The organism is Microbacterium sp. S1037 (genome assembly GCF_048381605.1).
Taxonomy (GTDB): Bacteria; Actinomycetota; Actinomycetes; order Actinomycetales; family Microbacteriaceae; genus Microbacterium; species Microbacterium testaceum_B.
The window spans coordinates 310,948-331,751 of sequence record NZ_JBLWIG010000002.1 but is presented as its reverse complement, the minus strand read 5'-3'; the positions used below and the strand labels follow the sequence as shown (position 1 = coordinate 331,751).

At 70.7% G+C, this 20,804-nt stretch carries 19 protein-coding genes and 1 tRNA gene; 10 read left to right on the top strand and 10 right to left on the bottom strand.

From position 1 onward, the window contains the following. On the bottom strand, nucleotides 1-1,671 hold the full coding sequence (locus tag ACMW4R_RS12250) for an ATP-binding cassette domain-containing protein (RefSeq protein ID WP_418300045.1): 1,671 nt from the start codon (nucleotides 1,669-1,671) through the stop codon (nucleotides 1-3). 438 nt (nucleotides 1,672-2,109) lie between these two features. Between ACMW4R_RS12250 and ACMW4R_RS12245 the strand changes: the two genes are divergently transcribed. From ACMW4R_RS12245 to ACMW4R_RS12235, 3 genes are all read left to right on the top strand, one after another. Further along, nucleotides 2,110-2,802: an NTP transferase domain-containing protein gene (locus ACMW4R_RS12245; RefSeq protein ID WP_418300044.1), complete on the top strand. Its 693-nt coding sequence runs from the start codon at nucleotides 2,110-2,112 to the stop codon at nucleotides 2,800-2,802. A 48-nt stretch (nucleotides 2,803-2,850) separates the two neighbouring features. Then, entirely contained in the window at nucleotides 2,851-3,804 is a 954-nt protein-coding gene (locus ACMW4R_RS12240; RefSeq protein WP_058612970.1) for a hypothetical protein, read from the top strand. A 71-nt stretch (nucleotides 3,805-3,875) separates the two neighbouring features. Next, complete coding sequence (locus tag ACMW4R_RS12235; RefSeq protein ID WP_418300043.1) at nucleotides 3,876-5,213, top strand: maltokinase N-terminal cap-like domain-containing protein; 1,338 nt, start codon at nucleotides 3,876-3,878, stop codon at nucleotides 5,211-5,213. 114 nt (nucleotides 5,214-5,327) lie between these two features. On the opposite strand, the gene ACMW4R_RS12230 is transcribed toward ACMW4R_RS12235, so the two are convergent. After that, nucleotides 5,328-6,575 carry a hypothetical protein gene (locus ACMW4R_RS12230; protein WP_418300042.1) on the bottom strand — a complete coding sequence of 416 codons (1,248 nt, stop codon included), beginning with the start codon at nucleotides 6,573-6,575 and terminating at the stop codon, nucleotides 5,328-5,330. Nucleotides 6,576-6,618: 43 nt separating this feature from the next. Here ACMW4R_RS12230 and ACMW4R_RS12225 point away from each other — a divergent pair, with 43 nt between their 5' ends. Then, the gene (locus ACMW4R_RS12225; RefSeq protein WP_418300041.1) at nucleotides 6,619-7,713 is read left to right on the top strand and encodes a glycosyltransferase family 2 protein; all 1,095 of its coding nucleotides are present in this window, start codon (nucleotides 6,619-6,621) and stop codon (nucleotides 7,711-7,713) included. Here the strand turns inward: ACMW4R_RS12225 and ACMW4R_RS12220 are convergent. The 3 genes from ACMW4R_RS12220 to ACMW4R_RS12210 are packed head-to-tail and all read right to left on the bottom strand — an operon-like array spanning nucleotide 7,710 to nucleotide 12,065. Next, on the bottom strand, nucleotides 7,710-9,152 hold the full coding sequence (locus ACMW4R_RS12220; RefSeq protein ID WP_418300040.1) for a CDP-glycerol glycerophosphotransferase family protein: 1,443 nt from the start codon (nucleotides 9,150-9,152) through the stop codon (nucleotides 7,710-7,712). The two genes, ACMW4R_RS12225 and ACMW4R_RS12220, sit on opposite strands and share 4 nt — an antisense overlap. Beyond that, nucleotides 9,149-10,411: a CDP-glycerol glycerophosphotransferase family protein gene (locus ACMW4R_RS12215; RefSeq protein ID WP_418300039.1), complete on the bottom strand. Its 1,263-nt coding sequence runs from the start codon at nucleotides 10,409-10,411 to the stop codon at nucleotides 9,149-9,151. Before ACMW4R_RS12215 ends, ACMW4R_RS12220 begins: the two co-directional genes overlap by 4 nt. Nucleotides 10,412-10,451: 40 nt before the next feature. Then, nucleotides 10,452-12,065, bottom strand: a complete 1,614-nt coding sequence (locus ACMW4R_RS12210; RefSeq protein ID WP_418300038.1) for a trypsin-like peptidase domain-containing protein — start codon at nucleotides 12,063-12,065, stop codon at nucleotides 10,452-10,454. A gap of 172 nt (nucleotides 12,066-12,237) precedes the next feature. Here ACMW4R_RS12210 and ACMW4R_RS12205 point away from each other — a divergent pair, with 172 nt between their 5' ends. The 3 genes from ACMW4R_RS12205 (at nucleotide 12,238) to ACMW4R_RS12195 (ending at nucleotide 14,266) form a co-directional block, all read left to right on the top strand. Continuing rightward, nucleotides 12,238-13,443 (top strand): aminotransferase class I/II-fold pyridoxal phosphate-dependent enzyme, encoded by a 1,206-nt coding sequence (locus tag ACMW4R_RS12205; RefSeq protein WP_058612964.1) that lies wholly within the window; start codon nucleotides 12,238-12,240, stop codon nucleotides 13,441-13,443. A 135-nt stretch (nucleotides 13,444-13,578) separates the two neighbouring features. After that, entirely contained in the window at nucleotides 13,579-13,815 is a 237-nt protein-coding gene (locus tag ACMW4R_RS12200; protein ID WP_058612963.1) for a hypothetical protein, read from the top strand. A 121-nt stretch (nucleotides 13,816-13,936) separates the two neighbouring features. Beyond that, nucleotides 13,937-14,266, top strand: coding sequence for a DUF6907 domain-containing protein (locus ACMW4R_RS12195; RefSeq protein ID WP_058595220.1), 330 nt, complete (start codon nucleotides 13,937-13,939; stop codon nucleotides 14,264-14,266). Here ACMW4R_RS12195 and ACMW4R_RS12190 read toward each other — a convergent pair. The 3 genes from ACMW4R_RS12190 to ACMW4R_RS12180 form a co-directional block, all read right to left on the bottom strand. Beyond that, nucleotides 14,263-14,559 (bottom strand): helix-turn-helix domain-containing protein, encoded by a 297-nt coding sequence (locus ACMW4R_RS12190; protein ID WP_058595219.1) that lies wholly within the window; start codon nucleotides 14,557-14,559, stop codon nucleotides 14,263-14,265. The genes ACMW4R_RS12195 and ACMW4R_RS12190 overlap by 4 nt on opposite strands. 73 nt (nucleotides 14,560-14,632) lie before the next feature. Further along, the gene (locus ACMW4R_RS12185) at nucleotides 14,633-15,439 is read right to left on the bottom strand and encodes a carbon-nitrogen hydrolase family protein (protein WP_418300037.1); all 807 of its coding nucleotides are present in this window, start codon (nucleotides 15,437-15,439) and stop codon (nucleotides 14,633-14,635) included. Then, nucleotides 15,436-15,933: a DUF6328 family protein gene (locus ACMW4R_RS12180; protein WP_418300036.1), complete on the bottom strand. Its 498-nt coding sequence runs from the start codon at nucleotides 15,931-15,933 to the stop codon at nucleotides 15,436-15,438. Before ACMW4R_RS12180 ends, ACMW4R_RS12185 begins: the two co-directional genes overlap by 4 nt. 83 nt (nucleotides 15,934-16,016) lie before the next feature. Between ACMW4R_RS12180 and ACMW4R_RS12175 the strand changes: the two genes are divergently transcribed. Further along, nucleotides 16,017-16,090: transfer RNA gene (locus ACMW4R_RS12175), tRNA-Met, on the top strand. A gap of 149 nt (nucleotides 16,091-16,239) precedes the next feature. After that, on the top strand, nucleotides 16,240-18,684 hold the full coding sequence (locus ACMW4R_RS12170) for an LPXTG cell wall anchor domain-containing protein (protein ID WP_418300035.1): 2,445 nt from the start codon (nucleotides 16,240-16,242) through the stop codon (nucleotides 18,682-18,684). A 49-nt stretch (nucleotides 18,685-18,733) separates the two neighbouring features. Here the strand turns inward: ACMW4R_RS12170 and ACMW4R_RS12165 are convergent, their stop codons facing one another. Then, nucleotides 18,734-19,384, bottom strand: coding sequence for a TetR/AcrR family transcriptional regulator (locus tag ACMW4R_RS12165; RefSeq protein WP_418300034.1), 651 nt, complete (start codon nucleotides 19,382-19,384; stop codon nucleotides 18,734-18,736). Between the two features lie 209 nt (nucleotides 19,385-19,593). Between ACMW4R_RS12165 and ACMW4R_RS12160 the strand changes: the two genes are divergently transcribed. Beyond that, the gene (locus ACMW4R_RS12160) at nucleotides 19,594-20,244 is read left to right on the top strand and encodes a formylglycine-generating enzyme family protein (protein WP_418300033.1); all 651 of its coding nucleotides are present in this window, start codon (nucleotides 19,594-19,596) and stop codon (nucleotides 20,242-20,244) included. A 17-nt stretch (nucleotides 20,245-20,261) separates the two neighbouring features. On the opposite strand, the gene ACMW4R_RS12155 is transcribed toward ACMW4R_RS12160, so the two are convergent. Continuing rightward, nucleotides 20,262-20,732 (bottom strand): MarR family winged helix-turn-helix transcriptional regulator, encoded by a 471-nt coding sequence (locus ACMW4R_RS12155; protein WP_058595240.1) that lies wholly within the window; start codon nucleotides 20,730-20,732, stop codon nucleotides 20,262-20,264. Between the last annotated feature and the right edge of the window lie 72 nt (nucleotides 20,733-20,804).

Sequence of the window (20,804 nt, the reverse complement as noted above, 5' to 3'; positions counted from 1 at the left end):
TCAGCCGGAGAACGTGTGCAACCACTCCAGGCCCTCCACGTCGCCGAGACCGCCCGCGAGCTCGAGGAAACGCTGTTCGAGGCTTGCCTCGCCGCGCACCTCGTCGACCGTGCCCTCGGCGAGGACCTGCCCCGACACGATGACCGCGACGCGCGAGCACACGCGCTCCACCAGTTCCATTCCGTGGCTGGAGAGGATGACCGTTCCGCCGTGGCCGACGTAGGCGCCGAGGATGTCGAGGATCACCGCACTCGAGACCGGGTCGACCGCTTCGAACGGCTCGTCGAGCACCAGGAGTCGGGGCGAGTGGATCATCGCACCGGCGAGCATGACCTTCTTCGTCATGCCGGCCGAGTAATCGGACACGGGGCGCGCGAGGGCATCGACCAGATCGAAGGCACGCGCGAGGTCGGCCGATCGACTCTCGACGAGAGCGGCCGGTAGACCGCGCAGGGCCCCGTAGTAAGACAGAAGCTGACGCCCGGTGAGCCGATCGAACGTGCGGAGGCGGTCCGGCAGCACGCCGATCATCTTCTTCGCCGCGCGCGAGTTCTTCGCGGCGTCGACGCCGTTGATCGAGACCGTTCCCGCGTCGGCCCGCAGGAGCCCCGCGATGATCGACAGCGTGGTCGTCTTGCCGGCACCGTTCGGACCCACGAGGCCGTAGAACGATCCCGCGGGGATCGTCAGGTCGATACCGTCGACGGCGCGGAGTTCACCGAAGGTCTTGGTCACGTTGCGGAGAGCGAGAGCCGGGATGGCCTCGTCGGCGTCCGTCGATGAGGGGGCGCCGTCGAGCGCCGCGGCGCCGATTGCGGCGCCCGTGGACGTCGCGGCGGTCGGCTCTTCGTCCGCGTCCACGGACTCATCGACACGATCGCCGGAAGCAGGCTCGTCGGTCTCGGTCGTGAGCAGCTCGTCGAGCGCATCGTCAGGCCCCGGCGAAGGCCCCTCGACGGGGTGCGACACGGCCGCCGCGCCGGCATCGGGGTCACCGTCGCCCTCGTCGACGAGTGCGGGCTCCTCGACGGCGACATCTGCGGGGGTGGGATCTTCGACGGGGGTGTCGACCGAGATGTCGACCGGGTCGGCGACGAGAGCCTCGACGGTCGGCGCGGCATCGTCCGCCGACTCGTCGACGAGCGGCTCTGCGTCAGCGTTGACGGCCCGGTCGTCGGCGACGACGGGCTCTTCGATCGCGACGTCGGCGGGAGTCGGGTCTTCGGCCGCGGTGTCAGCGGCAACCGGATCCGCCACCGCATCCGTCGGAGCCTGCTCGGTAGGAGCCTCATCGTCGGGTGCGGCGTCAGCGGGCGCCGAGTCTTCCGCCACAGCATCCGCAGGGGTCTGCTCGTCGGGTGCGACGTCCGTCGGCGTCACAGGTTCGACCGCAGCCCCGGCTGACGGCGACTCTTCACCGGCATCGCTCGTGGACGCTGAGTCGTCAGCGGAGCGCGCATCCTCGACGCGGGGAGCCGGGACCGGAAGCGGCGGGCGCGGAGGAATGACGATGTCGTCGGGCAGGGCGGGAGTCGATGTGGTCTCGGCGGCAGCCGCCGCCGTCGACGGAGCCGGCCGAGATGCTGCGGTCTTGTGCGGAGCCGCGGGCTTACGAGGTGCCGCGGGCTTACGCGGCGTGGCGGGCTTCTTCGCCGCCGGCTTCTTCGTCACGCGCGGAGCAACGGACGAACTACCGGTTTCGCTCGCCTCCGGCGTGTCGGCCGTCGACGCGGGCTTGCGCGGCGTGCGAGCGGTCGACGTCCGCGGCGCCCTCGGGGTGGCCGTGCGAGGCGCGCGCGGCGCACGCGGCTTCGGCGTCGGGGGCGTGTCGGGCGTGGAATCGGCGCTCACCGCGTCGCCGTCCGAGCGAGGGGCGGACGAGTCTTGGGGCTGCGGCAGCGACGCTGTCATCACTCCAAACTAGCAAGCCCCTCCGACACCGCTGTACGCGAGGCAGCGGGACGCAAGATGGTGTAGCCGATCACGAAACCACAACGAGTGGGGCGAATCATGCCACCCCCGGCGGGCCCTTCGCTAGCATCGTCAGCGCACGAAGGCGTGACATTCCGGTGAACCGGACATGACGACTCATCCCCCCAGGAGCCAGCCTTGACTGTTCAGATCGTGATTCTCGCCGCGGGCATGGGCTCGCGCCTCGGCCGCAGCCTGCCGAAGCCCCTCACCCCGCTCGCGGACGGCCGCAGCATCATGCAGCAGCAGCACGACAACATCCGTGCTGCGTTCGGCCACCACGCTCGCATCACCACGGTGGTCGGCTATCGCGCCGAGACGATCGTCGACGCCTTCCCCGACGTCGACTACGTCTACAACGACCGCTACGACCAGACGAACACCTCGAAGAGCCTCCTCCGTGCGCTCGCCAAGACGGGGCGCTCCGGCGTGCTGTGGATGAACGGCGACGTCGTCTTCGACCCGCGGGTGCTGGGTCGCGCGCGCGAGCTGATCGAGGCAGATCGCTCGTTCGTCACGGTCGACACCGCGAGCGTGGGCGACGAAGAGGTGAAGTACACCGTCGACGCCGAGGGCTTCGTGAAGAACCTTTCGAAGACCGTCGTCGGCGGCGTCGGTGAAGCCGTCGGCATCAACTACGTGTCGTCTCGCGACAAGAAGGCGCTCATGCGCCAGTTGCAGCGCGTGAATGACCAGGACTACTTCGAGCGCGGCATCGAGCTCGGCATCGTTCACGACGGTCTGCGGGTCGAGCCGCTCGACATCTCCGACCTCTACGCGGTCGAGGTCGACTTCGCCGAAGACCTCGAGCGCGCGAACCTCTTCGTCTGATCCGTCAAGTCACCGCGACCGCCGTCGGTCTCGGGAGAAGATGACGTCATGGCTGAGAAGGTGCATCGCATCCACTCCCTCCCCGAGGACGCTCCGTGGAAGGGCGGGCTCCCGCCCGTGGGTTCCGAAGAACATCCCGCGGCGATTCGCCTGCTCGACCGTGCCCTCGCGGTGCAGCGTCCCGTCGTTCTCGCGCACCTGCGCAGCATCCGACTCCGGCATCGGGATGCCGACACGCAGGAGATCCTCGGAATCCTCGAACGTCGCTACCTCGCAGCCGTGACCACCGGCGGCGCGGCTGTCGGCGCGACCGCCGTCGTGCCCGGGGTGACGACCGGGATCACCCTCGCTCTCAGCGGAGTCGAGACCATCGGCTTCCTCGAGGCGACGGCGCTGTACGCCCAGTCGGTCGCCGAAGTGCACGGTGTCGCGGTCGATGACCCGGATCGTGCACGAGCCCTCGTACTGACGCTGATGCTGGGCAAAGAAGGCACCGACCTGGTGGCCCAGTTGGCCGCGCAGGCCGCGGGCCGAGGCGCGAGTCGATCGACGTACTGGGGCGATCTCGTCACCAAGACGCTCCCCCGCGCTGCGGTCGGCCCCCTGGTCGATCGGCTGAAGACCACGTTCGCCCGCCAGTTCGCAGCGCGCGGAGGGGCGTCGTGGCTCGGCAAGGCCCTCCCGTTCGGCATCGGAGCCGTCGTCGGCGGCGCCGGCAACCACATCCTCGGACGACGCGTCCTCGTGAACGCGCGGCGGGCGTTCGGTCCCCCGCCGCCGACACTCCCGGCCGACCTCGAGCCACGGCCTGGCGCCGAGCGGCTCGAGAGGACCGCCGCGAACGGGGTGGCGCGCGTCGGCGACGTCCTCGCGGGTGCCGTCAGCGGCGCCGGCCGCCGGACGGGCGCGATCGCGCGCAAGGCGCTCCCGCGACGGAAGAGAGACGCCGAGGGCGTGGAATCGAGCACCGGCGCCTCCTCGCCCGAGAACGCGGCATCCTGAGCCCTTCTCATCTCGCCGACCCGGGACGCAAGACCCGCGCGACGATCACGTCGGCGGGCTACTCTCGCCGCATGGGCGACCTCCTCGATCTCCTCGCGGTCTGGATGCCGCGGCAGCGCTGGTACGGAACGAAGGGCCGCGACCCCCGGCTCTCCCTCGTCGCGTCCTGGCCGCTCGTCGAACAGGACATGCGGCTTCTCCTCGTGCGCGATGACGCCGCCGTTCCCGCGATCGTGTACCAGGTACCGGTCGTGAAGCGGCCCGTCGGCACCGTCCCGCCCGGGAGCCTGATCGGTGCCGAGAGCGACGGCGGCGTGTGGGCGGATGCCACGACCGACGAGGCGTTCACCGATCTGCTCTATCGAGCTGTCACGGTCGGCGGCATCGACGTGTCGACCGAGGCCGGTCTGGAAGCCCTCGCGCTGTGGTCTCCGCACCTCGGCACACCCGCCTCGCGGGCGACGGCGCGGGTGTTGAGCGGTGAGCAGTCCAACACGTCGATCATCTTCCGCCCCGACGGGGACGGCCTCCCGGTCATCTGCAAACTCTTCCGCCAGGTCAACGGCGGGCGTAATCCCGATGTGGAGCTCCCCTCCGCCCTGGCCGCCGGTGGAGCGACGTTCGTCCCGGCGGCGATCGGCGAGCTGCGGGGAACGTGGACGGCCTCGACGGGCGAGACGGAAACGGGGTCCCTCGCCTTCGCGCAGCAGTTCTTCGACGGAGTCGAGGACGCGTGGCGGGTCGCGCTGAACGCTGCGGGCGCCGACGAGGACTTTCGCGAGCCGGCGCGCGCCCTGGGCGAGGCCGTGGCCGGAATGCACGTCGCCCTCGCCGCCGCCTTCCCCACGCGCGAGCCCGATGCCGCTGACCGTGCCGCCGTGACCGGCGCGTGGGAGCGCCGACTCGCGATCGCGGTGAGCGAGGTTCCCGCGCTCGCGCCGCTGGTGGATCGCATCCGTACGGTCTACGCCCGCGCGGCGGCGACGCCGTGGCCCGCGCTTCAGCGCGTCCACGGCGATCTGCACCTGGGGCAGGTGCTGCACACGCCGAGCAACGGGTGGGTGCTGCTCGACTTCGAGGGCGAACCGTTGCGTCCCATGGCGGAACGGATCCTCCCCGATCTCGCTGTGCGTGACGTCGCGGGAATGCTGCGCTCGTTCGACTACGTCTCGGGAGCGATCGCCGACGACGACGGCGCTGCCGTCCGCGCGTGGGTCATCGCGGCACAGCAGTCGTTCCTCGAGGGCTACGCGGCCGCGGCCGGCGGCGAGATAGCCGGCGGTGGCGATCTCCTCGCCGCGTTCGAGCTCGACAAGGCCGTCTACGAGGCGATCTACGAGACGCGGAATCGTCCGGATTGGCTCGGCATCCCCCTCGCGGCGATCGGGCGCCTCACCTACGCCGGCTAGCCGCAGGGGGCGGCGGCGGGCGGCGCCTGTCGGGCGCGTGCGCCGGGCCGGGCCCATAAACGCTGCTTGCTCACGTGAACGCGCTCTCCACGTGTTTCTGTGCGCGGATGGCGTTTATGAATGCCGCGACGCGCGGTCACCCTCGCGCGCGTGCCACGTGTCCCAGCGGCGCATGAGCTCAGCGACAGCGGCGTGGAAGCGCGCCGTGGACGCGCCCGGCGCGGTGTCGCCGAAGTAGTGCTGCACCCAGTGCCGCAGGCGAGCGACAGCCTCGGGGTCACGGAGCACGCGATCCGTCTCTGCGACGATGTCGCCGGAGGAATCGGCATCCAACCACTCGCACGCCGAGAGGTAGCCCGACTCGTCGACCTCGGCCTCGGGATCGCTCGGCCGCGTGATGAGCAACGGGGCGGCGAAGGCGAGTCGGTCATAGACCATCGCGGAGATGTCGAGCACGGCGAGGTCGGCCGACCGCAGCTGCCACCCGATCGCGGGCGAGGTGTCGTGAACGTGCTGCGCCGACGGATCGGCTCGGTTCGCGGCGGCCAGGGCCGCGATGATGCGCGCGTTCGCGGCGCGGTATTCGGGATCGACGACCCCCGAGCGCGGGTGCGGGCGGTAGACGACGCGGTGGCGACCCGTGGCGAGCAGGGCGGCGACCAATGCCTCGCCGTGCGTGCGGACCGAGCCGTAGTGGGCCGACGGGCGGTCGCCCTCCCACGTCGGGGCGTACAGCACGACGGTGCGCTCATCGTCCGCGAACGGCGCCTCTCCGATCGCGTGGTCGGCCTGGGGGCGTCCGATCGAGAACGTCCGGTGGTCGAGGTCGTAGTCCCACAGGGCGCGTGAGAGGCGGGCGCGGGCGGCATCTCCGGCGACGAAAGCGTAGTCGTACGCCTTGAACTGGTTCGTCGTCATGTACATCTTGTCGGACTCGCCGTGGTTGATGAACACGTGCCAGCGTCGCCCGTACCGGAACATCTGGAAGTTCCGGGTGTTCTGATTGACGTAGAACACGAGGCGGATGTCCTGCTCGTCGAGCACCCGTTCGACGTCGCGCACGGTCGGCGCGAAGGCGACCGGGAGCTCTCCGTCTTTCAGCAACGCGTCCGAACCGCGGATCGTCCGGCTGATCACGACGACCGGCCAGGTGCGCGCCAATTCTCGCAGCGGCGCGTACCACTGGCGCATCTGGTACATGTTGACGGCCCCGTCGGCGAAGTACACCGCGATGCGGAAGGCCTTCTCGGGGAGAGGACCCCGCGCGGCGAGCGCGCGGTGCAGGTCGCGTCGGGCACCCCGGGTCGCGACCGCCTTGCGCAGCAGGCGGACGGCGAGACGGGCGTCGCGGACGAGGGGCATCGTTCCAGGGTACCGGCCAGGTGCACCGTGAAAGGATCGAGGGATGCCCCTCCCGACCCCCGGCGGTAGAGACGCGCCCGTTCCCCCCGACGACGCCGGCGTGAGCTTCATCATGCCCGTCCTCAACGAGGAGCGGTACCTGCGGCACGCCGTCGCATCCGCCCTCGCGCAGGACGTTCCCGGACCCGTGGAGATCGTCCTCGCCCTCGGCCCGTCGACCGACGACACCACCTCGATCGCCCGCGACCTGGCGGACGGCGACCCTCGCATCGTGCTCGTCGACAACCCGGATGCCGACATCCCGGTGGGCCTCAACCTCGCCCTCGCGGCCAGTCGCTACCCGACCGTGGTGCGCGTCGATGCCCACTCCGAACTCTCTCCCGGTTACACCCGCCGTGCCCTCGCGACCCTCGCCCGCACGCGCGCGGCGAACGTCGGGGGTGTGATGCGGGCGGACGGTCGGTCCCCCTTCCAGCGGGCGGTCGCGCGCGCCTACAACTCGCGAGCCGGGCTGGGCGGCGGCGCGTATCACGGCGGTGCCGTCGAGGGGCCGGCCGAATCGGCGTACCTCGGTGTCATGCGTCGCGCCGCGCTCGACGAGGTGGGAGGGTTCGATCCGTCGATCCGCCGCGGGGAGGACTGGGAGCTCAACCTCCGCCTGCGCCGCGCCGGATATCGGGTGTGGTTCGACCCCGCCCTCTCGGTCGTCTACTGGCCCCGCGAGAGCTGGACACGCCTGGTGCGGCAGTTCCGTGCGACCGGAGCATGGCGCGGGGAGCTGGTCCGACGCTACGGTCGGCGCAACTCACTGCGGTTCTTCGCCCCTCCTGCACTGGTCGTCGCCGTCGTGCTCTCGACCGCCGCGGGCGTGTGGCAGACGGCTCCTCGTACGCGTCGCCGCCGCTCGGCCGTGGCATCCGTCCTCCACCTCCCCGTCGCGGCGTACGCGGTGCTGGTCGCCGTAGCCGCGCTCGGACGCGGGGGTGGTCGCGGCTGGCGCGACCGCGCGTGGACGGCAACGGTCCTGCCGTCGATGCACCTCTCCTGGGGTGCGGGCTTCCTGTGGGGAATCGCGCGGGGCGCTCGCGACACCGTCGACACCTCTCGGCTCGACGGGCGCAACACGCCGCTGCCCTAGCGGTCGACGAACCCCTGATCGAGGATGCGCGCCACCACGCGCTCGCTCGCGCGGCCGTCGTCGCGGGCGTTGAAGATCCGCTGCCACCGGGCGTAACGCTCGGCGAAGATCGACGGATCGACCTCGTCGATCGCTCGCGCGAGCTCCTCCTGCGTCCGGACGACGGGGCCGGGAGCCGCGTCCAGCAGGTCGAAGTAGAAGCCGCGCTGCGCTCCGCGATAGTGCTCGAGGTCCGGCACGAGGAAGTACATCGGCTTGCCCGTGATGCTGAAGTCGAACATGACCGACGAGTAGTCGGTGATGAGCGCGTCGGCGACGGCGAGGAGTCGTGCCGTGTCCGGATATCCGGTGACGTCGATCACGCGCGGGCCTCGAGCGTCCTCCCCGGGGAGCAGCGTGCGGGAATGCCCCCGCACGAGAACGACGGAGTCGGTCGCCCGGGCCAGAGCGGTCGGGTCCACGAAATCGACGATGGCCTCCCGGTCGTCGCGCCACGTCGGCGCGTACAGGAGCACCCGCTCGTCCGCGCCGATGCCGAGGGCGCGACGGGTTCGAGCTCCGTCGTCCATGCGGAGGACATCGTTCCGCGGATACCCCTCGATCCACACCGGCCGGCGCAAGAAGGCATAGGCCTTCGTGAGGACGCGCGCCGCGTAGGGACTCTGCGCGAGCAGGACGTTCCACCGCCGCGCCTCGCGCACCACGGCCGCCGCGCGCCGTGGATCGAAGCCCGGCCGGTGCAGCGCCAAGCGCTTGAGGGGCGTGCCGTGCCAGGTCTGCAGCACCACCTGCCCGCGGCGGCGGACGAAGCGTCGCCGCAGCCAGTCGTTGACGACGAGAAGTCGCGCGACGCCGCGGGCGCGCCACCACTCCGGGGTCCCCTCGACGACCGCGACCGCCCCCGGCGGGACCTCCACCGAGAGGTCGACCACACTCCAATACCGCGTCACCCCGGGAGCGACGCGCGCGAGCTCCCGATCGATCGCGAGCGGGTTGCAGCTCGCGTTGCGTCCGTAGAAGCTCTCGAAGAAGACCGCGTTCTCGAGTGGTTCGCGCTGCCGGGCGTATCGCCTCTCGAGGGCGGCCTGTGCTCCAGCGGTATCGGCCGGCGGGCCCACGCGCAGGATCGCCCCCGTCCACGCGGCGCGCAGGCCCGGGAGGACCGTGAGGGCGATCGCCTCACGCGGGGGCGCGGCATCCGTCGCCTCTCCCGCCTCGATCGAGAGCCGGTACTCCCCCGTGGGCAGCGGCAGCTCGGGTCCGCCCCACCGCGCTGCGCGCAAGGGCACCTCGGCGCGCCACGTGCGCCCCCGTCCGTACAGCCTCGCGGAGACGCGGGCGCGTCGTCCGATGAGCGTGACGGATGCCGGGCGGCCTCCCGTCCCGCTGATCTCGAACACGGGAACACCCCCGTCGTCGAGGAAACGTGCGTCGGTCATCGCGGCGCCCTTCTCGCGCCCCAGCGGGCGTCGGTCGGTTTCGCCCGCTCGAGGCAACGGCGGATCTCGCGGTACACGCGCTCGGTGTTCCGCCCGTCCCGGTGCGCGTGGACGGTCTCGCTGCGACGGCGGGAGGCTGCGAGCGCCTCGGTCGGATCGTTCAGGATGCCACCCACCCACGCGAGCACGTCCGTCCAGGTGCGTGCGGGGTCGGTGCCGGCGACCTCCGTGTAGGTCCCGTAGAGTCCGCGGCGCGCGGTGTACTCCTCGAGGTCGGGCGCGAAGAACAGCACCGGCAGCGGAACGAGCGCGGCGTCGAACGCCAGCGACGAGTAGTCGGTGACGAGGAGGTCCATCCCGGGGAGCAGCGGCGTGATGTCCGCCACCCAGTCGCTCCCGAGCGTCCCGACCCGATCGTGCGGCACAGGCGGCGTGTAGTCGCCGGCGCCGAGCGGGTGCGAACGGATGAGCAGCATGGCGTCGAGACGGTCGAGAGCGGCGGTGATGGCATCCCACTCCCCCGCGTCGGGCACCGCGGGGTCGGGCTCGCCGTCGCGCCACGTGGGTGCGTACAGGATGACCCGCGTGCCGCCGAGCGGACGGCCGCACGCCTCGTCGAGAGCGGCGCGGGCGGCGTGGCGACGCTCTTCGGCGGAGCCTCGAGAGAGGACGTCGACGCGAGGTTCGCCCGTGACGGGAAGGCGCGCGTCGGGAAGGCCGAAGGCGGTCTCGAGCCGCCCGCGCACGAGGTGGGACGCCGCGGGGAGCAGCGAGATCTGGCGGGTCGTACGCCGGTAGAGGACCGCCAGTACACGACGCGCCACGGTGGACCCGGCACGCGTGGTCTCGGAAGAGTCGAGGCCGATGCGCTTGAGCGGGATGCCGTGCCAGAGCTGGACGATCAACGCCCCGGTCACCGCGTAGCGCTGGACGTCGCCGAAACCGTGGGTCACCACGATCACGCGGGCTCGCGCGGTGGCCCACAGGCCCCGGACGGAGTCTTTCCTCGCCGACGGGATGCCGAGACGTTCGGCATCGCGCTCCTGAGTCGCGTCGGCGACGAGCCAGAGCGTCCGTGCCCCGCGGGCGGCGGCGAATCGCCACAGGGCGAGAGCGCCGTCGGTCACGCCGACCGCGCAGCCGAACACCCAGAGCTCGCGCGATCGCGGGACCAGAGCGGTGAGGAGGCGACCCGCGACGTAGAGCGGGATCCGACGGAGCTTTCGCGCGTTTCCCGCCCCGAACGAGAAAGACGCCACCCCGCGAGCCTATCGCGGGGTGGCGTCCGACGCCGGGGCGTCAGTTGGTGGGCATCTGCCCGAGGGTGACCTCGGCGGTCTTCTCCTGCCCGTTGCGGACGTAGGTGATCTCGGCCTTGGTCCCGGCGGCGAGCGCCCGCACCTGTGCGGTCAGGTCGGCGGAGTTGGTGATCGGGACGCCGTTGAACTTGGTCACGATGTCGCCCTTCTGCAGGCCTGCGGCCTGGGCGGCACCGCCGTCGACCGCGACCGCGACGTACGCGCCCGTGGTGGTCGCGCCCTGCATGCTGCCGGCATCCTGGACGTTGGCGCCGAGCAGACCGTGCGTGGCGGCGCCGTTGTCGATGATGTCCTGCGAGATGCGCTTGGCGATGTCCGACGGGATCGCGAAGCCCACGCCGATGTTGCCCGACTGACCGCCGGACGACGATCCACCGGCATTGGCGATGGCGACGTTGATGCCGATCAGCTTGCCTTCGTCGTCGACGAGCGCGCCACCGGAGTTGCCGGGGTTGATCGCGGCATCCGTCTGGATGACGGCGATCTTGATGGAGTCGGTCGCCTGCTGCTGGCTCTGCTGTCCATCGCCGAAGTCGAAGTAGAACGGGTTCTGGTTGCCGCCCGAGCCCGAACCGTCCTCCGACTCGGTGCCGTCCTTCGGGGCGGCCGACGAGGCGACGAGGATCGAACGGTTCAGCGCGCTGACGATTCCCGTGGTGACGGTGTTGGGCAGGTCGAGCGGAGCGCCGACCGCCGAGACGTTGTCACCGACGTTGAGCTGCGACGAGTCCGCCCACTCGATCGGGGTGAGGTTCGAGGCGTTGTCGACCTTGATCACCGCGAGGTCGTAGGTCGGATCGGTGCCGACGATCTTCGCGGAGAAGACGCGTCCGTCGGAGGTGGTGACCGACACGGTCGGGTTGGCGGACTTGCCCCCGATCGTGACGACGTGGTTGTTGGTGAGGATGTAGCCGTCCTTGCTCAGGATCACGCCCGAGCCGGTGTCGCCGGTCTGGCCCTCCATCGCTTGGATCGTCACGACGCTCGGCACAACCTTGGCCGCGACAGCGGTGGTGTTGTTGACGTCTTCGGGGTTGTTGACCGTGACGGCCGTCGGACCCGCGACGGCAGCCGAGTTCGACCCGCCCCACAGCGACAGACCGGCGTACGTGCCACCGAGGCCCGCACCGCCGCCGACCAGGGCTGCGGCGACGAGGAGAGCGGCGACCTTGGGTGCCGAGCTCTTCTTGCGCGGCTGCGTGGCCGTCGGCGTCCCGCCGAGGTTCAGCGTGGGGTGCTGTCCGTGCGGGTCGTGACCGCCCGCGGCCGGACCGAACGCGTGGCCGGTGGGGCCGGTCGCGCCCGACGGCGCGGCGGCGTAGGCCTGCGGGCGGGTGGCTCCGTCGTGGGTGGAACCGGACGCGTGCGTCCCCGCGGCGGGGTTGTGCGCCGGCGGCGGCCACGCGGCCGCGGCGGCGGCGGGCGAACGCGTCGGCACGGGCGGAACGGCGCCGGGGGTGGCGGCGGCGTCGCTCGCGTTCCCGGTCGCGGTGTGGTCGGTGTTCGGCGACGCGGGCACGGCGTTCTGCGCGGTCGCGTCGGTGTTCGAGCTGATGTCGTTACCCTCGGGACGGTTGTCCGTGTTGTCGCTCATGTGATGCTCCTTCTTCCAGGCGCTTCAACGATGACCCCGAATGCTGTGCGCTGCCTATGACGCGGGTGAGCCGCCTCTATGGGTCTCACACCAACGCCCCGCATGGCCGATGGCCTACGGTGAGAACCTATCGGCCCTCCGGCCCACGCATCCCTTCGAAGGCACTTCCCCGATGAACACCATCCCCGGCGCCTGGCAGCGCACCGCCCGAGGAGCCGGTCTCCTCGCCGCCGACGGCCGAGCCGTCCCCACGATCTTCGCCGAGATGACCGCCCTGGCGACCTCGACCGGCGCGATCAACCTCGGCCAGGGATTCCCGGACGAGGACGGCCCCGAGGTCGTCCTCGAGGCCGCGCGGCGCGCCATCGCCGACGGGGTCAACCAGTACGCCCCGGGGCGCGGTTTCCCCGAGCTGCTGACCGCGATCACCGAGCACCAGAAGCGCTTCTACGGTCTCGAGCTGGATCCCGCGCGCGAGGTGCTGGTGACGGTCGGGGCGACCGAGGCGCTCGCGGCGACGCTGCTCGCCCTCATCGACGGGCCCGACGACGAGGTCGTGGTGTTCGAGCCGTACTACGACTCGTACGCCGCGAGCGTCGCGCTCGCGGGCGCCCGACTCGTCGGCGTCCCGCTGCGCTGGCCCGACTTCCAGCCCGACCTCGACGACCTGGCATCCGCCGTCAGCGACCGGACGCGGGTGATCCTCGTCAACGACCCCCACAACCCGACGGGCACGGTGTTCTCTCGCGAGGTGCTCGACGAGGTCGTGCGCCTCGCCCACCTCCACGACGCGATCATCGTGACCGACGAGGTGTACGAGCACCTCGTGTTCGACGGACCGCACGTTCCGATCGCGACGCTGCCCGGCGCCGCGGAGCGGACGCTCTCGATCTCCTCGGCCGGCAAGACGTTCTCGCTCACCGGATGGAAGACCGGGTGGGTGACGGGTCCCGCCGAACTGGTCACCGCGGTGCTGGCCGTCAAGCAGTTCCTCACCTACGTCGGCGGCTCGCCGTTCCAACCGGCGATCGCAGCCGGCCTGCGACTGCCCGACGCGTTCTTCGCCTCCGTGGCCGCGACGATGGCCGCAAAGGCGAAGGTGCTGGGCACCGGGCTCCGCGCAGCCGGTTTCGACGTGTCGTCTCCGGGGGGCTCGTACTTCACGGTCGTGGATGCCGCTCCGCTCGGCGCGACGGACGCAGCAACGTTCTGTCGGGAGCTGCCCGCCCGCGCCGGGGTGGTCGGCATTCCTCTGACCGCGTTCGTCTCCCCCGCTCGGCGGGATCGCTATGCGACCCTCGTGCGCTTCGCCGCATGCAAACGCGTCGAGGTGCTGAGCGACGCAGCGGAACGCCTGGCGAGCCTGTCGGGAGCCTGACCGGCCGACGCGTGACACGCGGCGGAGAACTCGTCATTACACCGGCGAAATACCATGTATGCATGGTATTGTTCGAGTGATCGCAAGCCGGCGATCGCGCCCGCGACTCCCGTCGCCCAGCCACCGGGGAGTTTCATGCCACGCCCGCGACACCCGCTCGAATCGCGCCCGCCCCGCATCACGCATGTCTACGGGACAGCGCTGCGGTGGACGAAGGTGCCGGGACGGACGCTGCTCACACCCGAGACGGCGATGCAGCTGCGCGCGGAGGGGTACACGATGGCACTCACCCGGTCGGGGTGGCGATCCGCCCGGCCCATCTCGCTGATCCGGTACGTGCAGCGCATCCAGCCGTCGAGCGAACTCCCCTGACCAGGCCGCGCCTTCTCTCGACGTCAACCACCGGAACGGGTGGCTCGCGCCTCGCTCGAGGGACGCGTACGGCTCGTATCGTCGAGGACGTCCCTGCACGATCGTCACGAGGAAGACACCCATGAGCTGGCCCGACCCGCCACGCGCGCTGAAACCGTCATCCCCGTGCCCCTCCTGGTGCGCGGGCGAGCACGAAGACCATGCGGCGGCCGACGTCTCGCACCGCAGCGAAGGCATCACCGTCCCCGGCGTAGAGCGCAGCCTTCACCCGAACGGCGACATCCACGCGATCGGCGTCACCGAGATCACGATCGGACTGGAGCAGACCCGCGGCGAGACGTGGGTGTGGTTCGGTTCCGATCAGTTCGCGCGGCAGTCCACGGTGCTCAGCATCGAGACGACGAAGCGGTTGATGCGCGCGGTGACCGCCCTGTTGGACGACCTCCCCTAGACGTCGCTCGGCCCCGGCTCGCCCTCGCGGATTCGGTCAAGGTCGGGCACGAGGTCCTGAATCGAGACCTCGAGCACCGCCGACAGCGCCAGCAGCGTCTGCAGACGCGGATTGGCGGGCGTCCCGGGGTTGGACTCGCCCTTCTCGAGCTTCTGGTACGTGAAGAGCGAGATTCGCGCGCGCACGGCGACGTCTTCCTGAGTGAGCCCCGTGGCGAGGCGCGCCGCGCGCAGATTCGCCCCGAGCTCGCCCATGTACGTCATCCAGGGATAGTCCAACGCGAGACCGGTCATTCTTCCAGCTTGCGTCATCTGACGGCCGACGGCATCGAAACGGCGCAAAACGGTGCGCAGCCTAGACGAACCGTCAGCGCGGAGTCACCCGGAAACGTCGCAGGTCGAGCGCGGGATTCACCCGGCGTACGCGGGCGATGGCATCCGGATCGATGTGAGCGACCGCGACGTCGGTCGTCGTGCCCACCGCCGCGAGGACGACACCCTGCGGGTCGACGATCATCGAATGCCCGACGCCCAGCGGCGGCGGATGATCCGCCCCCGCGACGAAGAAGGTGTTCTCGATCGCGCGCGCCTGGACGAGCGTGCGCCAGTGATCCTCCTTGAGAGGACCACGAACCCACTCCGCCGGAACCAGAGCCACATCGACGTGGGCGTCCGCGAGGGTGCGCGCGACCTCGGGGAAGCGCAGGTCGTAACAGGTCATCAGACCGAATCGCAGTCCGTCGACCTCGAAGGTGTCAGGTGGAGCGATCTCGCCCGGCGCGACCCAGTCCGACTCGCGCTGACCGAACGCGTCGTACAGGTGCAACTTGCGGTAGACGGACCGGATGCCATCCCCCGCCACCGCCACGACGGTGTTGCGCACGCGCCGGCCGTCATCAGCCCGCTCGAGGAGACCCGCCACGACGACGATGCCGTGTCGCGCCGCGAGGGACTGCAGCGCGGCAGTGAAGGGTCCGTCGAGATCCTCGGCGTTCTGCACGAGGGTGTCGTCGAAGGGGTCGACGAAGTAGCTCGAGTACTCCGGGAAGACGACCAGCTGCGCGCCCCGCGCGACGGCCGCCTGGACAGCCTCCTCGATCGCCGAGAGGTTCGACTCACGGGAAGCGCTGGGGGCGAACTGCGCGACGGCAAGTCCGAATCGGCGGTCTGTCACTCGTCATCCTTTCGCCCGCGGTGACGGAGGATCGCCGGCACCACCACCCACAGTACGAGGATCGTCACCGCGAGGACGACCGCACCCGCGACGGCGGCTCCTCCGCCGACCACGACACCGAAGACGAACGCGACCACGCCGGTGAGCAGCAACGAGACGAGCACCAGAGCGGCGCGCAGCGCGCGATGGCCGAAGCGCACGACGGAGGGCTTGATGCCCAGCCGGAAGACGGCGCGGTGCAGGGCCACGGGGGCGAGAGCGACGACCGCGCTCAGCGCGGAGAGAGCGACCAGGCCGAGGTAGAACGCACGCCAGCCCGCGTCGAGGTCACCGAAGGCCGGCTGGAACGCGAGCGCGAGAAGGAACCCGGTGAGGATCTGGGTTCCCGTCTGCAGCACGCGAAGCTCTTGGAGGACGTCGGTCCAGTTGCGGTCGGCGCGCTGCGCAGGACTCTCGGGGCGGCCGTCGTCGCGATCGTCGATGATGCTGCTCACCGGGCCATTCTGCCGCGACACTCCCGGGCGGTGTGCGCGGATTTGCGCCGTCGTTCATCTCGGCGTAATGTTTTCTCTTGTGCCGCGGGGTGGAGCAGCTCGGTAGCTCGCTGGGCTCATAACCCAGAGGTCGCAGGTTCAAATCCTGTCCCCGCAACAAAATGAAGGCCCCGGATCGATCGATCCGGGGCCTTCTGCTTTCCCGCAACCCGTGCGAACCCGGTCTGATCGGCCGAGAAGATTCTTCTCGCGCTCGCCGCATCTCGCCCCCTACACTGACCGAAAACTGGGGGACGACGAACAACGATGAATCGCGCATTCCGCGCGGTGGCGATCACCGCTGCCGTGATCTGCTCACTGAGCACCGCCGCACTGCCCGCCTCGGCCCAGCCGAGCACACCCGACACCACGGACATCCCGGCGGCTCTCACGCTGACCCATGCGGTCGTGAAAGCCGTCGAAGCCGGGGCCGACTCTCCGGATGCCATCACCTCGGCGGTCGGCACGCCGGGCTCGGGCCGCGGCTCGCTCCGCTTCGACGACGAGGGCCGCCTCTCCGTCACCATCACGTTCGAGCGCAGCCCCGGCACCGCGCAGCTCGACGCGGTCGGCGGGCTCGCCGAGATCGTGAGCGTGCAGGAGCTGACGTCGTCGGCGACGGCGTGGGTCGCCCCGGACGCCCTCGCGGAGCTGCGCGCCCTCGACGGCATCCGCGCGGTGAACCCCGTCGTGCAGCCGGTCGCCATCCCCGTCGTCCCGCCGGCGGTCGACGACATCCCCTCCGCGCAGCAGCGCGGGGCGGCTGAGAAGGCCTGTCGCGCCTTTCCGAGCACGGCCGACGCACCCCTGCACTCCGCGGATGCGCGGAAGGACTTCGGCGTCGACGGCACGGGCGTGACCATCGGGATCCTCTCCGACTCGTACGATGCCGCGCCGGACGCCGAGACGACTCCCGACGAGGACGTGAAAGCGGGTCTGCTCCCCGGCCCGGGCAACCCGTGCGGGTACGAGACGCCCGTCACGGTCCTCTCCGACATCGAGCCCGACGAGGGCGGCGGGGACGAGGGACGGGCGATGGCCCAACTCGTCCACGGCATCGCTCCGGGCGCCCGCATCGTCTTCTACACCGGCTGGCGCAGCTCTCAGGACATGGCGAAGGGCATCGTGGCTCTCGCGGACGCGGGGGCGACCGTCATCGTCGATGACATCGGCTGGAGCGAGGAACCTCTGTACCAGCAGGGCTGGATCTCGACGGCGATCACCCAGGTGCAGTCGCGCGGAGTCGCGTACTACACCGCGGCCGGGAACGGCTCGGAGATCGGTGCGAAGGGCACCGAGAGCGCGGGACTGCAGATCAACGGTTGGCGGACCACCGCCTACCGCCCCATGGACTGCCCGAGCTGGGTCACGCCGCCCGAAGGGATGACCAGCTACGACTGCCTGGACTTCGACCCGTCGGCCGCCCAGGATGCCACGGACACGGCGACCTTCCCCGAGGACGGCGTACCGAGCATCGTCGCGCAGTGGGGTGATCCGCTGTTCGGGCTCACCACGGCCCTGGTGCCGCAGCTCTACGTCGACGAGAAGCTCGTCAGCGAGTCCTATCTCGACGGCATCACGCCGACCGTGTACACCACGGCGACGGACGTCGTCGCGGCCGGCGATCTCGACGTGGTGGTGCTCCGCGACACCTCGACGGGATCGACCTCCACGCCTGCGTTCTCGATGGCGTTCTGGAGTCCCGGCCTGTCCGCGATCGAGTACGACCGTTCCCAGGGCGACGATGTCGTGGGTCTCACCTCGGTCGGCCACCCCGCCGACGGTTCCGGCATCGGCGTGGCGGCGGCCTTCAGCCTCGAACCCGACGTCCCGGAACGCTTCACCTCGGCCGGCGACACCACCCTGCTCTTCGAACCGGTCCGGTTCGTCGACGGAACGCCCGTCGTGTCGCCCGCCTACCCCGAGCCGCTGCGGGTGATGGGTCCGCAGATCGCATCGGTCGACGGCATCCGCACGAGTTTCTTCGCGCAGCGAGTGCCCTCGCTGGACGACGACTGGTACTTCTTCGGCACCTCCGCGGCGGCACCCACCGCGGCCGCGGTGCACGCGCTCGCCCTCGAGTACGCGCCGCAGGAATCCGCCGCCGACATCGCGCGCACCGCGTTCGCGACGGCCGGTCCCCTGAAGAACCCCACGTCTTCGTCGGTCACCGACCAGCAGCTGTTCGGTGCCGGCCTCATCGACGCGCACGCCCTGCTGACGGCGCTCCCGGCGCGCCCCGTCACCGACCTGCAGGCCACCGCCCTGTCGCCCACCTCGCTCACGGTGTCGTGGGTCAACGCCAAGGGTTCGACCGGAACGACCGTGCAGGTGCTCTCGGGGAGCGACGTCCTGGCCACCGCCGACCTCGCGGAGGGAGTGGATGCCACCACCTTCCGTGACCTGCCGGCCGGTTCGGCGCTCACCGTCACCGCGACCGCGCGAGGGGCCGCCCAGGACGGCCCGGTCGTCAGCGTCGCCGTGGACACTCCCCCGCTGCCGGGGCCCACGCCCACGCCCGGCCCGACGACGAGTCCCACCGCCACGGCCACGCCGACCCCGGTCCCCGTCCCCGCGGGTGACGGTCGGCTCGCACAGACCGGCACGGACGCTTCGTTCGCCCCGACTCTCGCCGGGGGCGCACTCGCGCTGATGGCGCTGGGGGCGGCGCTCGTCGTCGGACGCCGCGCGCGGATGCGTCGAGCCCGCTGAACCGCGTCCGAAGGGCGGCGGCGCGGAGCGATCCGCGCCGCCGCCTCGTTCACGAGACGGGAACGTCGGTGGTCCGTCGCGCGAGGAGGTCGCGCAGCGTGCGCTCGAGCCAGGCCCGATAGCGTGAGGGCGTCCACCCGGACCGTGTGACCAGGAACGCGTAGGTCTCAGGCCCCACGAGGTAGCTGAGTTCGTCCGCCACCTCGTCCGCGTCCTTCGCGGGCAGCAGACCCCGCTCCACGAGCCATGTCGAGGCGACGCGGATGTCGCCGTGCCGACGCGCGTCAAAGGCGGCCAGGGCCGCGGCCGCCACGGCATCCGTCTCCGCCGCGATGGCCATGGCCCGCGCGAGCCCCGCGGAACGCTCGTGGGCACGGGCGATGCCGTCGAGCCAGACGCGCATCGCCTCATCGACCTCGAGCCGCTCCAGGGCCGCGATGATCAGAGGGGGTTGCGCCGGGGAGTCCAGGACCCCCGCGCCCGAGAAGGTTCGCTCGAAAGCGGCCACGAGCAACGTCGACTTCGATCCGGCCAGGTGGACCGACTGCACCGACACTCCGGCTTCGACGGCGATCCCCTTCATCGTCGTCGCGGCATAACCGTCGCGAGAGAACAACGCGGCCGCCGCGTCGAGGATCGCCGCACGGGTGCGAGCCGCCTCCGCCTTGCGCAGAGGGGAGGCGTAGCGCCGGGGACTCATCTCGGGTTCTCCTCGAACGATTGGAGTGTCCATCCAATCATTCGTGCTCGGACCCGAAAAGGGCTTGACGTTCGAGCGGAGATCCTCACCCGGCCGTCAACCCGTTCGTCCGAGTTCGCCGACCCGCGCTTGACTGGACGCATGACCGATGGAACCCTCCCCTCCGGCCGGGGCGACCAGGCCACTGCCCTTCTCCGACGGAGGCAGGAATGACCGACGTGGAGATGGCGCAGATCCCGGCCGGTCGCGTGCTGCGCGGCGACATGCGCGGTGCCGAACGACGCGAGATCGTCGTCGCCCCGTTCGAAATGGGCGTCTACCCGGTGACGGAGGAGCACGTCGCGGAGCTTCTCGGGATCCCGGCTCGGCACCCTCGCCGGCCGGCCGTCGATCTCAGCTGGTTCCGAGCGATCCGCCTGTGCAACGCCCTGTCGGAGTGGGAAGGGCTCGACCCGGTCTATCGGTTCGACGGAGAAGAGGTGCACGCGGATGCCGAGAGCGACGGGTTCCGCCTGCCCACCGAGGACGAGTGGGAGTACGCCTGCCGCGCCGGCGCCACCGGGTCGACGTACGGACCCATCCGCGAGATCGCGTGGACGGCTGCCGACGGTCTTCGCGCGCCGGTCGATGTCGGGGCCCGTCTGCCCAATCTGTTCGGACTGTTCGACATCCTGGGCAACGTCGCCGAGTGGTGCGAAGACCTCGTCGATCCGGAACGAGGCAACGCCCGCGTCTTCCGGGGCGGAGGATGGAATGACGCCCCCGCCGTCGTGCGCGCCACGACACGCCGGGGTGGCGGACCGCGAGACGGCTTCGACGACGTCGGGGTCCGCGTCGCCCGCGGAGCGCGAGATTCATGACCGCCGGCGGCCGCTGCTCAGTCGGTCGTCGTGATCGCCTCGGTGAGAGAGTGCAGGAAGCCGGAGATCGTGGCGAGCTCGTCGTCGCTGTAGTTCGCGGCAACATCGCGCATCGCCCCGAGGTGTCCGCCGAGGTGGTGGAAGAACTCGCTTCGCGACTTGTCGGTGAGTACGACGACGCGCGCACGGCCGTCAGACGGGTGGGCGCGGCGCTCCACATGGCCGGACGCCGCCAGCCGGTCGATGAGCTTGGTCGTCGACGCGGTCGAGATGCGAAGGTGTCGCGCCACGTCGTGGGGGCTCACCATCTCTCCGCGCTGTTCGCGGATGATGAGCATGCGCAGCGTCGCGAGGTCGCTGGCGTTCATGTCCATCTCGCCCTTCATTCCGCTGTGCATGCGGTCGAGAGCGTCGCTGAGGGCCCGCACGGCGGTCAGGGTTTCGACGACGGCGGGCCTTTTACCAGAACGAGCGGTGGTATCAGTCACGGTGGACACCCCCTTTCGGCGTCGGTATATTGAAGCTCACATCGCTAGCTAAACTAGCAAACAGGAGGCACG